The organism is Trinickia soli (genome assembly GCF_002879855.1).
Lineage (GTDB): Bacteria > Pseudomonadota > Gammaproteobacteria > Burkholderiales > Burkholderiaceae > Trinickia > Trinickia soli.
Genome location: NZ_PNYB01000008.1, coordinates 254,217 through 266,957, shown reverse-complemented (window position 1 = coordinate 266,957; position 12,741 = coordinate 254,217). Strand labels below are relative to the sequence as shown.

12 protein-coding genes and 1 pseudogene are annotated in these 12,741 nt (G+C 62.3%); 5 read left to right on the top strand and 8 right to left on the bottom strand.

Going from position 1 to position 12,741, the window contains the following annotated elements; translation table 11 throughout:
- Window positions 1-350, top strand: a 350-nt coding sequence (locus tag C0Z19_RS12215; protein ID WP_146012046.1) for an ABC transporter ATP-binding protein, incomplete at its 5' end; no start/stop codon positions are given.
- Window positions 351-414: 64 nt separating this feature from the next.
- Here the strand turns inward: C0Z19_RS12215 and C0Z19_RS12210 are convergent.
- Window positions 415-1,347 carry a LysR family transcriptional regulator gene (locus tag C0Z19_RS12210; RefSeq protein ID WP_102610065.1) on the bottom strand — a complete coding sequence of 311 codons (933 nt, stop codon included), beginning with the start codon at window positions 1,345-1,347 and terminating at the stop codon, window positions 415-417.
- Between the two features lie 117 nt (window positions 1,348-1,464).
- On the opposite strand from C0Z19_RS12210, the gene C0Z19_RS12205 reads away from it, so the two are divergent.
- The 3 genes from C0Z19_RS12205 (at window position 1,465) to C0Z19_RS12195 (ending at window position 4,198) form a co-directional block, all read left to right on the top strand.
- Window positions 1,465-2,001, top strand: coding sequence for a thiamine pyrophosphate-binding protein (locus C0Z19_RS12205; RefSeq protein WP_102610064.1), 537 nt, complete (start codon window positions 1,465-1,467; stop codon window positions 1,999-2,001).
- Window positions 2,001-2,594, top strand: coding sequence for a thiamine pyrophosphate-dependent enzyme (locus tag C0Z19_RS12200; RefSeq protein WP_102610063.1), 594 nt, complete (start codon window positions 2,001-2,003; stop codon window positions 2,592-2,594). Before C0Z19_RS12205 ends, C0Z19_RS12200 begins: the two co-directional genes overlap by 1 nt.
- A 125-nt stretch (window positions 2,595-2,719) precedes the next feature.
- Window positions 2,720-4,198 carry an aldehyde dehydrogenase gene (locus C0Z19_RS12195; protein WP_102610103.1) on the top strand — a complete coding sequence of 493 codons (1,479 nt, stop codon included), beginning with the start codon at window positions 2,720-2,722 and terminating at the stop codon, window positions 4,196-4,198.
- Window positions 4,199-4,303: 105 nt separating this feature from the next.
- Here C0Z19_RS12195 and C0Z19_RS12190 read toward each other — a convergent pair whose 3' ends face one another.
- From C0Z19_RS12190 to C0Z19_RS12170, 5 genes and pseudogenes are all read right to left on the bottom strand, one after another.
- Window positions 4,304-5,158, bottom strand: coding sequence for an HpcH/HpaI aldolase/citrate lyase family protein (locus tag C0Z19_RS12190; RefSeq protein WP_102610062.1), 855 nt, complete (start codon window positions 5,156-5,158; stop codon window positions 4,304-4,306).
- Between the two features lie 44 nt (window positions 5,159-5,202).
- A pseudogene (locus tag C0Z19_RS12185) lies at window positions 5,203-6,056 on the bottom strand (electron transfer flavoprotein subunit alpha/FixB family protein).
- A 38-nt stretch (window positions 6,057-6,094) separates the two neighbouring features.
- Window positions 6,095-6,934 carry an HTD2 family dehydratase gene (locus C0Z19_RS12180; protein ID WP_102610061.1) on the bottom strand — a complete coding sequence of 280 codons (840 nt, stop codon included), beginning with the start codon at window positions 6,932-6,934 and terminating at the stop codon, window positions 6,095-6,097.
- Between the two features lie 96 nt (window positions 6,935-7,030).
- Complete coding sequence (locus tag C0Z19_RS12175; protein WP_102610060.1) at window positions 7,031-8,209, bottom strand: CaiB/BaiF CoA transferase family protein; 1,179 nt, start codon at window positions 8,207-8,209, stop codon at window positions 7,031-7,033.
- A gap of 16 nt (window positions 8,210-8,225) precedes the next feature.
- Window positions 8,226-9,386, bottom strand: a complete 1,161-nt coding sequence (locus tag C0Z19_RS12170; RefSeq protein WP_102610059.1) for an acyl-CoA dehydrogenase family protein — start codon at window positions 9,384-9,386, stop codon at window positions 8,226-8,228.
- A gap of 251 nt (window positions 9,387-9,637) precedes the next feature.
- Here C0Z19_RS12170 and C0Z19_RS12165 point away from each other — a divergent pair, with 251 nt between their 5' ends.
- Complete coding sequence (locus C0Z19_RS12165) at window positions 9,638-10,591, top strand: LysR substrate-binding domain-containing protein (RefSeq protein ID WP_102610058.1); 954 nt, start codon at window positions 9,638-9,640, stop codon at window positions 10,589-10,591.
- A gap of 91 nt (window positions 10,592-10,682) precedes the next feature.
- On the opposite strand, the gene C0Z19_RS12160 is transcribed toward C0Z19_RS12165, so the two are convergent.
- Both C0Z19_RS12160 and C0Z19_RS12155 read right to left on the bottom strand, forming a co-directional pair.
- Window positions 10,683-11,969: an MFS transporter gene (locus C0Z19_RS12160; protein ID WP_102610057.1), complete on the bottom strand. Its 1,287-nt coding sequence runs from the start codon at window positions 11,967-11,969 to the stop codon at window positions 10,683-10,685.
- A 108-nt stretch (window positions 11,970-12,077) separates the two neighbouring features.
- Complete coding sequence (locus C0Z19_RS12155) at window positions 12,078-12,725, bottom strand: 4-carboxy-4-hydroxy-2-oxoadipate aldolase/oxaloacetate decarboxylase (RefSeq protein ID WP_102610056.1); 648 nt, start codon at window positions 12,723-12,725, stop codon at window positions 12,078-12,080.
- Between the last annotated feature and the right edge of the window lie 16 nt (window positions 12,726-12,741).

The following is a 12,741-nucleotide window of genomic DNA, read 5'->3' as shown; positions in this document are numbered from 1 at the left end:
GCTACTTCCCGCGTCTGAAGGAGCGGGCCACGCAGCTCGCGGGCACGCTCTCGGGCGGCGAGCAACAGATGCTGGCGATGGCGCGCGCGATCATCAGCCGTCCGAAGCTGCTGTTGCTTGACGAGCCGTCGATGGGTCTGTCGCCGATCATGGTGGAGAAGATCTTCGAAGTCGTGCGCGACATTTCGAAGGAAGGCCTCACCGTGCTGCTCGTGGAGCAGAACGCGCGCCTTGCGTTGCAAGCGGCTAACCGCGGCTATGTGATGGATTCTGGTATGGTCACCATGTCGGGCGATGCCAGGCAAATGCTCGACGATCCGAAGGTGCGGGCCGCGTATCTCGGTGAATAAATCGCGGTGACCGATCACGTGATCTGCTCGCAGGCGGGCCTTGCAACGAGTAACGCGATCGAATTCACTCCGCGATCCAGCGCGCGGTCGGCCAGTCGCCACGTTCGACCGCGCGCTTCATCTCGAGGACGAGAATCGAACAGACGGCCTTGACGGCCATCGCGATCCGGCGCGTATTGGGTAACGCAAGCACGATCGTGCGTTGCAGCTCCGGGTCGCTCAATGGCGCGGCGCGAAGCTGTTTGCGCGCGACATCGTCGATCACGGCAATGCTCGGCAGGATCGTGAAACCATGGCCGCGCACAACCAGCTGCTTCTGCACGCTCATGGCGTTCGTTTCCAAGACGACGTTCAGCTTCGTGCCGGTCCCCGGGCAGGCCTGTTCGAGCAGATTGCGGATTCCGTGAGGCGCGCTCGGCAGGATCATCGGCCAGGACGCGAGATCCGCGAGTGCCCGCGGACGATTCGGTCGAAGTGTCGAGGACGGCGGGCCGACGACGCACAAGCGCTCGTCGAGCAGCGGCTGGGCCTGAATGGTCGGCGTGGCTTTCGGGTTGTAGAGCAACGCCGCGTCGATTTCGCCCGATTCGAGCCAATCGCGCAGGTGCCCGGCGTAACCGACTGAAATCCGCAGGCTCACGGCCGGATGCCGGATTTTCACTTCGTTCAGCAAGGGCTCCGCGAGCAGGTCCGCGGTGCTCGACAGCAGGCCGATCGTGACAACGCCGGAAATCTGCGCGTCCGACGGCTGGATCTCGGCGCGCGCACGGTCAAGTTCGAGCAGCGCGCGACGTGCATGCTCGACCAGAATCTCGCCCGCTTCTGTCAACTCCATTCCATACCTGCCGCGCTCGAACAGCGCGCTGCCCACGTCCTCTTCGAGCAGCTTCAATTGCCGCGATACCGCTGGCTGGACGATGTGCAGCGCTTCCGCGGCACGAGTGACGCTGCCTGTTTCCGCGACGGCCAGCAGCGCGCGCAATTGCTTGATGTCCATGTCGATCCCTGGATGGCGGCATGCCGATCTGTAATACCAGAATCAAAAAACTCTATTTCATGCAGCGTGATATTGCATTTTAAGATATCTGAAACCACTTGCTAAGGAGCACATCGGATGAGCACCGCAACAGGACAAGCGCCGCTCTGGCAGGCGTCCATCTTTTCGGTCCTGAGGGCCGGCGGCGTCAGGCAGATTGCGTACGTGCCGGATGCGGGGCATGCCCACGTGATCCGCAGCGCGATCGCGGACGACGAGATTCAGGCCATCGCACTGACGACGGAAGAAGAGGGCGTCGCGATCACGAGCGGCGCGTGGCTGGGCGGTCAGCGCGCGGTGTTGCTGATGCAGAGCAGCGGCGTGGGCAATTGCGTGAATATGTTCTCGCTGCTGCGCAGTTGCAATTTTCCGTTCTTCACACTAGTCACGATGCGCGGCGAATACGCGGAATTCAATCCGTGGCAAGGGCCGATGGGCAAGACAACGCAGGAGGCGCTTGAGCTGATGGGCATCACGGTGATGCGTGCGGACCGTCCGGAGGACGTCGAGGAAATCGTGAGCGCGGGGTTCGATGCCGTGTTCGAGGGCGGCGAGCAGGTCGCCGTACTGTTGTCGCAGAGCCTCATCGGCCGCAAAAAGTGGGAGAGAAAGTGATGAGCGAGCAAAGCATCAAGACGATCGATCGCCGTGCATTCGTCGCGAGCCTGATGGCCGGCGTGCCGGACGCGCTCGTCGTATCGGGTCTAGGGTCGCCATCATATGACGTGTTTGCGGCCGGCGATCGCGTCGGCAATTTCTATCTGTGGGGCGCGATGGGCGGCGCCGCCGCGCTTGGGCTCGGTCTTGCGCTCGCGCAGCCGGAGAAATCGGTGGTCGTTGTCACCGGCGACGGCGAGCAGTTGATGGGTATCGGGGTGTTGGGCACGATCGGCGCGAAGCAGCCGAAAAACCTGACGATCGTCGTGCTCGACAACGGTCACTATGGCGAGACCGGCATGCAGCAGAGCCATTCGAGCCTCGGTACGGACCTCGTCGCAGTTGCAAAAGGCTTTGGTCTTGTCGATTCGTTCGCAGTCCACCAGGAACGTGACATCACGCAGATCGTCGAGCGCGTGAATGCGCGGCGCGGTTCGGTGTTCGCACAGGTGCATATCCGCGCCGACGAGCCGCCGCGGGCGCTGCCGCCACGCGATGGTGTTTACGTCAAGAACCGCTTCCGCCAAGCGCTCGGCTACGCGCCGTTCTAAGCACTTTTCACCCGCCATCGTTCGCTGCCTGTGCGCGAACGATGGCGTCGTCCATTTCGCGGCCCGACGTGCGATGCGCTTGCGTGCCACCGCGGAATCTTCACATCGAAATCAGCGAGCCGGTCATGCAACGCTACTTTCTCTTCGTCGATGGCGAGCGGCGCGAGCCCGATAGCCGTCAATGGTTCAACAGCGACAATCCGTTTACCCGTCAACCATGGGCCGAAATCGCGCGAGGCAACGAAGTCGATGCCGATCTCGCGGTGCGTGCCGCGCATCGCACATTCGTGAGTGGCGACTGGCGCGAGCTGTCGGCGAGTGCGCGCGGGCAGTTGCTTTGCCGACTCGCGGATCGTCTTGCCTCCGACGCTGCGCGTCTCGCCGAAATCGAGGTGCGCGACAACGGCAAGTTGTATGCGGAGATGGTCGGTCAGCTTTCGTATCTGCCGCAGTGGTACCGCTACTATGGCGGACTTGCGGACAAGATCCAGGGCGACGTGATCCCGCTCGACAAGAAAGGCTACTTCACCTTCACGCGACGCGAGCCCCTCGGCGTGGTCGCGATCATCACGCCGTGGAATTCGCCGCTGATGTTGCTTGCGTGGAAGCTCGCGCCGGCGCTGGCGGCAGGCTGCACGGCCGTCATCAAGCCGTCGGAGTTCACGTCGGCATCGACGCTTGAATTCGTCGAACTGCTGCATGAGGTCGGTTTTCCGCGCGGCGTCGTGAACGTGGTGACGGGTTTCGGTAACGAAGTCGGCAGCGCGCTCGTCTCGCATCCGCTGGTTCGCAAGGTTACGTTCACCGGCGCCGATTCGACGGGGCGCCGGATCAACGAGCAGGCGGCGCATGATTTTAAGCATGTGAGCCTCGAGCTTGGCGGAAAATCGCCGAACATCGTGTTCGACGATGCGAATCTCGACGATGCGGTGAATGGCGCGGTATCCGGGATTTTTGCGGCGACTGGGCAGACCTGCATCGCCGGATCCCGGCTGCTCGTGCAGTCGAAGGTGCATGACGAGGTCGTCGAACGTGTCGTTTCGCTTGCACGTACCGCTCAAATGGGTGACCCGATGGTCGCGAGCACGCAGGTCGGCCCCATCACGACGGGTCCACAGTACGACAAAGTGCTTCACTACATCGACGTTGCGCGCAACGAAGGCGCGCATCTCGCGCTCGGCGGTCATGCGGCGACGCGCGCCGAGTGCGGCGACGGCTGGTTCGTCGAACCGACGATCTTCACCGGCGTGACGAACGACATGCGGATCGCGCAGGAGGAAGTGTTCGGTCCGGTGCTGTCGGTGATTCGCTTCGACGCGGAAGACGAGGCGGTCGCGATCGCGAATGACGTGCGCTTCGGTCTCGGCGCGGGCGTGTGGACGAGTGACATCGGCCGTGCGTTCCGGATGTCGGAGCGCATCGAGTCGGGTACCGTCTGGGTCAATACGTATCGCGCGGTGAGCTACATGTCGCCGTTCGGTGGTTACAAGGATTCGGGGCTTGGGCGCGAGAACGGCATCGATGCGGTGAACGAATACCTACAGACGAAGTGCGTCTGGATCAATACGGGTGCGCTGACAGGCAATCCGTTCGTGATGCGATAGCGGACGTCAGCGCGTGGAAAAGGCCCGGAAGACCCGGGCCACTGCCGCTGGACGATCGAGCAGCAGCGCGAAGGATGCCTGGTGCGTGTTGGCGCGATCGAGTTTTCAATCAGAGGGGAGTTGCACTGGCATGTCGGCCCGACGATGAGCGCCGGATGCAAGCAAACGTTGCGCGCGAAGCACGACCGGGCGATCGACCATTTTTCCATCGACGGTCGTCGCGCCGCCGCCGCTGCGGGACACGGCATCGATCACGCGTGCCGCCCAGTCCAAATCGTGCTCGCTGGGACCATAGCACGCATGCACGGTCGCGATTTGTTTCGGATGGATACAGAGCTTGCCGCCGAAACCGTGCTGCTTGCCGTTGCGTGCATCGGCCGCAAGGCGATCGGTGTCGTGGATGTCGGGCGTGACGCCGTCGATCGGCTTCTCGATCCCGGAGACGCGTGATACGAGCGCCAAGTGAGCGCGGTAAGCGTTCAACGCATCTCGATCGTCGTCGGTCTCCATCTCGGCGATGAAATCGAGCGTGCCGAACATCAGGCGCTTCACGCACGGCGCATTCGCGATTTCCATTGCCGACCACATGCCCTGCGCGGTTTCGATGATGGGGAATATCGGTACCTTGCGCTTCGCGCTCGACACCACCTTGACGATGTCGTCGAGGTGCTCGGCTTTCGGAAGGATGATACCGGCCACGCCTTTGAGCGCACCGAGCTGCACGTCCTGATCGAACCAAGGGGTGTCGCGACCGTTGATTCGTACGAGAACCGGCTGATGACGGGAGGCCCATGCGGCCACGGTTTCGCGAGCCGCGTCCTTGGCGGCGGGCTCGACCGCATCCTCGAGATCGAGGATGACGGCATCCGCGCCGCTCGACAGTGCTTTCGCAAAGCGTTCGGGCCTACTGCCTGGAACGAAGAGATATGACTGGGGGGCGAACGGGGTTTGAGTCGACATGTGTTGATTCTGTTTTATGACGGATTCCGGGGCGACCTGGCCTGTCACTGCAATGCACCCAGGAGTTCCGGCACGAGGGTGAACAGGTCGCCGACGAGACCGTAATCGGCCACGCTGAAGATCGGCGCTTCGGGATCCTTGTTGATCGCCACGATCACCTTCGAATCCTTCATGCCCGCCAAGTGCTGAATCGCACCCGAGATCCCGACTGCCACGTACAGTTGCGGCGCGACGATTTTGCCCGTTTGACCGACCTGGTAGTCGTTCGGCACGTAACCGGCGTCCACCGCGGCGCGCGAGGCGCCCAGCGCCGCGCCGAGCTTGTCCGCCAGCGGCCACCCGATACGATGATGTTCGCGCTCGTCAGCTCCGGACGATCGAGCTTCGTGACTTCGCGATTCACGAACTGCGAAATGCCGCGGTCAGCCGCCGCTTCGATCTTCTCGACCGCTGCGCTGCCGCCTTCGGCTGCCACGGCATCGAAGCTCGTCGCGCGCACCGTGATGACCTTGATCGCATCGCCCGATTGCACCGTCGCAATCGCGTTGCCGGCGTAGATCGGACGCTCGAAGGTGTCGGGCGAGATCACGGCCGTGATTTCGCTGATCTGCGCCACGTCGCGCTTAGCCGCCACGCGTGGGGCAATGTTCTTGCCGTAGGCCGTGGCCGGCGCGACGATGTGCGAATAGTCCTTCGCGATGTTCAGCACGGTGGCTTCGACGTTTTCTGCGAGGCCTGCGGCCAGTTGCGGCGCATCGGCCAGCAACACCTTCGCCACGCCCGCAATCTTCGCCGCCGCGTCCATGACACGCTTCGACGCCGGGACGGCGACCGAAATTCCACGACCGCCTTTGACTGAAAAGCCAGCTTCTTCATGCAACATCATTGTCTCTGTCATTTATATTTGCCCGAAATCGCGCGTCGGACGCGTTCGCGTCAGCACATCGCTTCCGCGCGCATCGACACGCTGCCGTCCGGAAGGCTGACCCAGAGCACGAGCTGATCGCCGTCCGGTGCTGCGTTGATCGTCAGTTCGTTACCCAGAATCGAGGGCTTCAAGCCTCGATAGCGAAATTTCTTGAGAGGGCGCCCGCAGACTTCCTCCGCGAATCCCGCCAGCAGCGTCGCATTCAGCGGGCCGTGGATGACGAGATTCGGATAGCCTTCGACATCGCGGCAATAATCAGCGTCGTAGTGAATGCGATGGCCGTTGAATGTCAGCGCCGAGTAGCGAAACAGCATCGTCGAGTCCGGTTTGATCCTGCGAGTGTGTTGCGCGGCCGGCATCTCGGTACCCGTTGTAGTCGTGCCGACGGCGGACACACCTTTGTAGACGATGTCGTGATGTTCGGTGAGCGCGTTGACGCCGTCGTACAGCAACTCGTGTCGGACCTTGACGAAAACGAGTTCACCGCTGCGGCCTTGCTTGTGATCGACCGAGACGATGGTCGAACGTTTTTCCACCAGGGCGCCGAGCGGAACGGACGCGTGGAATTCAAGCTCGCCACCTGCCCACATGCGATTGGGTAGCGGCACCGGCGGCAGAAAACCGCCACGTGCAGGATGGCCGTCAGGTCCCAGCCCGGCCGGCGGCTCACCGCCGAGGAAGTACAACCAGTGCCAAAGCGGCCGCAACGGTCCGCCGTCGACGATATCGGACTGGGGCAGCCCCAGGGTCGCAGCCATCAGCCGCGCATGGCGCGAGGACAGGAGGTCGCGATCCGTTTGCGATGTGCCCACCCATTCACGAAGGTGCGCAAGATCGATTGCGCTCATGTCGGGACTCCTTTGTTGTGTTGTGTGAAAAGCTTCACCCCAAGGCGAGGTGGGTAGTGGCCTAGCGCCGAACGCGATCGACGTGAAGGTAAGCGGTCAGACTGCGCCGGTTTCACGCAGCCTGCCGATCTGGTGGGCGCTGTAGCCGAGTTCGAGGAGGATCGGATCGGTATGCTGGCCTAGTGCCGGAACGGGGTCCATGCGTGGATCGTCTGCCAGGTCGATACCTGGCGGACAAAGCGCAGGGATGTCGCCTGCTGGCGTCCGGACCTGGGTCCACCGGCGCCGGGCAGCGAGTTGTTCGTGCGTCCAGACCGCATGCATGTCGTTCATGCGCGCGTTCGCGATGCCGGCCTCTTCGAGCCGATCGATGACTTGGCTTGCCGTCAGGGTAGAAAACGCGTGTGCGATGATCTGCGCGAGGTCCTCGCGATTCTCGACACGGCGGCTATTCGAGTTGAATCGTGCATCCAAGGTCAATTCCGGCCGGCGGATGACGATCTCGCAAAAGATCTTCCATTCCCGTTCGTTTTGCAGACCGAGCATCACGATCTTCCCGTCGCCGGCCTTGAACGGGCCGTACGGAAAGATCGTCGCGTGAGACGCGCCGGTTTGGCGGGGCGCTGTCTGGCCGTCGATCGCGTAGTAAAGCGGATAACTCATCCATTCGACCATGCTCTCGAGCATCGAAATATCGATGTGCCGGCCTCGACCCGTCCGTCCGCGTTCGATGAGTGCCGCCAGGATATTCGTGTAGCCGTACATGCCGGCGGCAATGTCGGCGATCGAGCAGCCGGCCTTGGCCGGCTGACCGTCTGCGCCGGTGATGCTCAGGAAACCGGATTCGCTCTGAATGAGCAAGTCATAGGCTTTCTTGTCGCGCAAGGGGCCGTCGAGTCCGTAACCAGAGATGTCGCAAACGATCAGCCGCGGATACCGCTCGCGAAGCGCCTCGTAGTCGAGACCCAGGCGCTGAGTCGCGCCCGGTGCGAGGTTCTGCACGAATACGTCGGCGTCAGCGAGCAGCTTGTGCATGACCTCGATCGCCGCGGGCTGCTTCACGTCGAGCGTGATACTTTCCTTCGAGCGGTTGGTCCAGACGAAGTGCGATGCGAGTCCTGACACCCGTTCGTCGTAATTTCGCGCGAAGTCGCCGGTGCCGGGCCGTTCCACCTTGATGACCCGTGCGCCGAGATCCCCGAGCTGCCGCGTGCAGAACGGAGCCGCTATCGCATGCTCGAATGCGACGACCTTGATTCCTTCAAGTGGACGCATGGTTGGCTGATCCTCGTCAGAAAGAGCGGGGCAGGCCGAGGATGTGCTCGGCGACGTAGGACAAGATCAGGTTCGTCGAAATCGGGGCAACCTGATAGAGGCGCGTTTCGCGGAATTTGCGCTCGATGTCGTATTCGCACGCGAAGCCGAATCCGCCGTGGAACTGCAGGCAGGCGTTCGCGGCTTCCCACGACGCATCCGCCGCGAGCAGCTTGGCCATATTGGCCTGGGCGCCACATGGTTCATGAGCATCGAATCGGCGCGCAGCTTCGAAACGCATCAGGCTCGCGGCCTCGACGTTGATGAACGAGCGCGCGATTGGAAACTGCACACCCTGGTTCTGGCCGATCGGGCGGCCGAATACGACCCGATCCTTCACGTATTGCGAGACTTTGTCGACGAACCAGTAGCCGTCGCCGATGCACTCGGCTGCGATCAGCGTACGCTCGGCGTTCAGTCCGTCGAGAATGTACTTGAATCCTTTGCCTTCCTCGCCGATCAGGTTTTCCGCTGGGATCTCGAGGTTGTCGAAAAACAGCTCATTGGTCTCGTGATTGACCATGTTCGGGATCGGACGAACCGTCATGCCTTTGCCGATCGCTTCGTGCAGGTCCACGATGAAGATCGACATGCCTTCGCTTTTTTGGGCGACGTCCGCGAGCGCTGTCGTACGAGCGAGCAGGATCATCAGGTCCGAATGCTGCACGCGGGAGATCCATACCTTCTGACCGTTGACGATGTAACGATCGCCTTTGCGCACGGCAGTGGTCTTGATCTTGGTCGTGTCGGTCCCGGTGGTCGGCTCGGTGACCCCCATCGATTGCAGCCTCAATTCGCCGCTGGCGATCCTCGGCAAGTATTTCTGATTCTGTTCGGCGGAGCCGTGACGCAGCAGGGTGCCCATGTTGTACATCTGGCCGTGGCACGCGCCGGAGTTGCCGCCCGCGCGGTTGATCTCTTCCATGATCACCGACGCTTCGGTCAGGCCGAGGCCCGAGCCGCCATACTCCTGAGGGATGAGGGCGGCGAGCCACCCGGCCTTGGTCAGCGCGTTGACGAACATATCCGGGTAACCGCGCTCTTCGTCGATCTTGCGGAAGTATTCCGCGGGAAACTGGCTGCAAAGGTCGCGAATGGCTTCACGAATGTCCTGATAGGGATCGGCGGCGTGATTCATCGGTTGGATCTCATCAATCTTCAAGGAGAAAATCAGGCAACGCTTGGGCGAGCGGATAGGGGGGCGAACTGGGAGACGTCTTGAGCGACATCGAATCGCATAACCGTCCGGAGTGTTTCGGCGGCTGGACGTGTCAGCCGCTTTGAATGGGATTGAGACGACTTTATGTGAAGCGCCGTCGGAACGGAAATACCGTTTGAATGTACCGGCCATAGGCGTATCCTATGACCTGCACATCCAATCGAGCCGCCATGGACATCCGCCAGCTCCGCTATTTCGTCGGCATCATCGAGTACGGGAGCCTTGGCAAGGCGGCGGAGAAACTGTACGTCGCTCAGCCGTCGCTGAGCCAGCAGATCGCGAAGCTCGAAGGGGACCTCGGCCTGACACTTCTGGTTCGCAGCCCGCAAGGCGTGAAACCCACAGCCGCGGGGCAGGCGCTCTATCGGCACGCGAGACTTGTGATCCGGCAGATGGAGCAATTGCGTCAGGAGGTATGCGAAGGCACTGGCGGCGAGTCAGGGACCGTGGCGGTCGGTTTTCCAACGACGATGACGTCGATACTCGCCGTTCCAGTGTTCGAACGCGTGAGAGCGCGTTATCCGGGCATCCGGCTGCAATACGTCGAAAGCATGAGTGGTTTCATCAACGAGTTGCTCGCGAACGGCCGGCTGGATCTCGCGATCCTTTTTCGGGAGTCGAACACGACCGGAATTGCCGCGCTGCCACTCTTCGACGAAGCGCTGCAGCTGTTCGGCGAGCCCGGCGGCACTGTGCCACGGCGAGCGCGTACGTGCAGTCTGAGGGCGCTTGCCGGCGTGCCGCTCGTCGCGCCGAGCGTGCCGAACGGGCTGCGTCTGCTGCTGGAACGCACCTTCGCGCGTGAGGAGGTGCTGCTCGACATCATCGCGGATATCGATTCGCTACCGACGCTGCTGTCGCTGGCGAAATCGGGTGCTGCCTGCACGATTCTGCCTGCGTCCGCAATAGCATCGCGCGACCCCTCGAGCCGGCCGACCATGCGCCGCATCGTCGATCCGGAGATCCGGCGCCCGGTGAGCCTATGCTGGTCGAACACGGCGCCGGTGAGTTCCGCGGCGCTGGCGGTCCGACAGACGATCGTCGAGTTGGTCCATGAGCTTTCCGAGAGCGGCGCATGGACCGGAATCACTTTGAGAGCATCCGAAGCCTTGGCGTCAGGCTAAGCCGGCTTTACGTGCTCCGGCCCCGCCGTTGGTTACGGCACCCAACGGGCGCCGTCTGGCCGCGCTCAGGTGCTGCCGCGAGTCGCGACGTCTAGAGATCGCGATGCGTTGCGATCAGGAGGTAAGCACCGACTCCCAACAGGGTGATGAAGGCATTGAGCAGGATCACGGCATTCCATCCATAGAGCTTTCCGATAATCGGGGCGACGGTTGGAACGATGCTCGCGGCGACGAAGCCCCACATGTTCATCCAACCGCCAACGATCGAGGTGATGCGCCCTCCGATGTCACAAACGATGGTCCAGGACAGCGTCTGTGCCACACCCGTCATGCCCAACGCGAGGCTGATCCACAGCACGTTTGCAACGATCGTCGAAGCGCTTGTGCTTGCCACGAGTGCTAACGCGGCGACAGCCAATCCGAATGCACAGAGAAGGTTCCGCGCAATGTAGCGCGAGAAGCCGCGGGCCAGCAGAAAATCCGAGACCAGCCCGGCGACGAGCACAGAGACGACGATAGAGATCCACGGCATGCTGGCGTAGATTCCGAGCGCGCGGAAGCTGACGTTTCGCGTGACCTGGAGGTAATACGGAAGCCAGTAGATGAAGAACTGCACACACCACAGCGTTGCGAAATAGCCGAACGCCAGTGCCCAGAACGATCGTTGCCGCATCAGCACACGCCAGCTTGTCTTCACGTGGGCCGCCGGGTTCGAGTGGCGAGCGATGTCGTCGGTGATCTCGTCGAGCTCCTCGCGGCTGATCCAGGGATGCTCTGCGGGCCGGGTGCGAGCGACGATGTACCACGTGCCCGCCAAAGCGAGACCTATTGCGCTAAAGACGAAGTAGACCGAACGCCAGCCGAACGACGAGACGATGGCCACGACCAAAGGCGGACCGAAGATGTTTGCGGCAAACGCCCCGGCATTCATCAGCGAGTTGGCGCGCCCTCGCTCCGCCTTCTTGAACCAGTTGCCGAAAAACTGATTGCCGCCGGTGAACACGGGGGACTCCGCTATCCCGAACAGGCCGCGAACGACCGCGAGGCCCGCCAAGCCACCGACCAGACCCGTTGCCGCCGTGAACACCGACCAAAGTGCCAATGAGACCGCGAGGACGGTGCGCGACCCAAAACGTTGGAGCAGCGCGGCGGCGGGCATCTGAAAGACAAAGTAGCCGACGGAGAACAGCGTCGTCACCATGCCCAGTTGCACCGGCGTGATGGCCAGCGACCCCATCAACGGCGATGCGGTGACGGAAACGGCGATGCGGTCCAAATATGCCGTCAAACAGAGCAGGAGGATCAGCAGGCCACCGATCCATCGAAAGGGTATGCGGCCCTTCGCGCGCGCGCGTTGCGCAACGTTCGCTTCAATCATGGTTGTCTCCGGAATTCCATTGTCATGGGCTGCTCGACGGGCAGCCTGTTTTTCGCTCGCCAGCCAGCATTGCGCTGCTGGTCGAGTCGACGGACGGTGTGCCCGCAGTCAGCGCAATCCCAACCGCTCGATCGTCGCCTCTAGCGCAAGCAATTCGACGGTTGTTCGCCCTTCACGTAGCGATGCGCGGAAGGCCGTTTCTTTTTCGGCACGTTGCCGCGCCCGGTCCACTACGGCATCGGTCTCTTCAGCGGCGACCACCACCACGCCGTCCCGGTCGCCGATGATCACGTCGCCTGTGCGCACGAGCGTTCCACCGACGACAATCGGTTGGCCGATCACGCCCGGCTGGTTCTTACCGGTTCCTCTGATTGATAGGCCCCGGCAGAAAACCGGGAATCCCATTTCCTCGATCGCCGCGGCATCGCGGACCGCCCCGTCGATCACCAGTCCAGACAGCCCGCGCAGCATCGCCGCTTCAGACAGGATGTCGCCCCACGGACCGGCCTCGAGATATCCCTTGGCATCGACCACCAAGACGTCACCCGGACGCGCCTTGGTGAGAGCGTGGTGGAGGATCAGGTTATCTCCGGGAGCGGCATCGACCGTGAGCGCTCGCCCCCCCAGACGGCAGTTGATGTCAATGGGCTTGATGGCAGCACTGAGAGCGCCGCGGCACCCTTGTGCTTCATGTACCGTAGCCGCCCCGAGGTCGCGCAGCGCGGTAATCGCCGCGTTAGCTTCATGTACTTTCATTGCGGATATCTCCAAT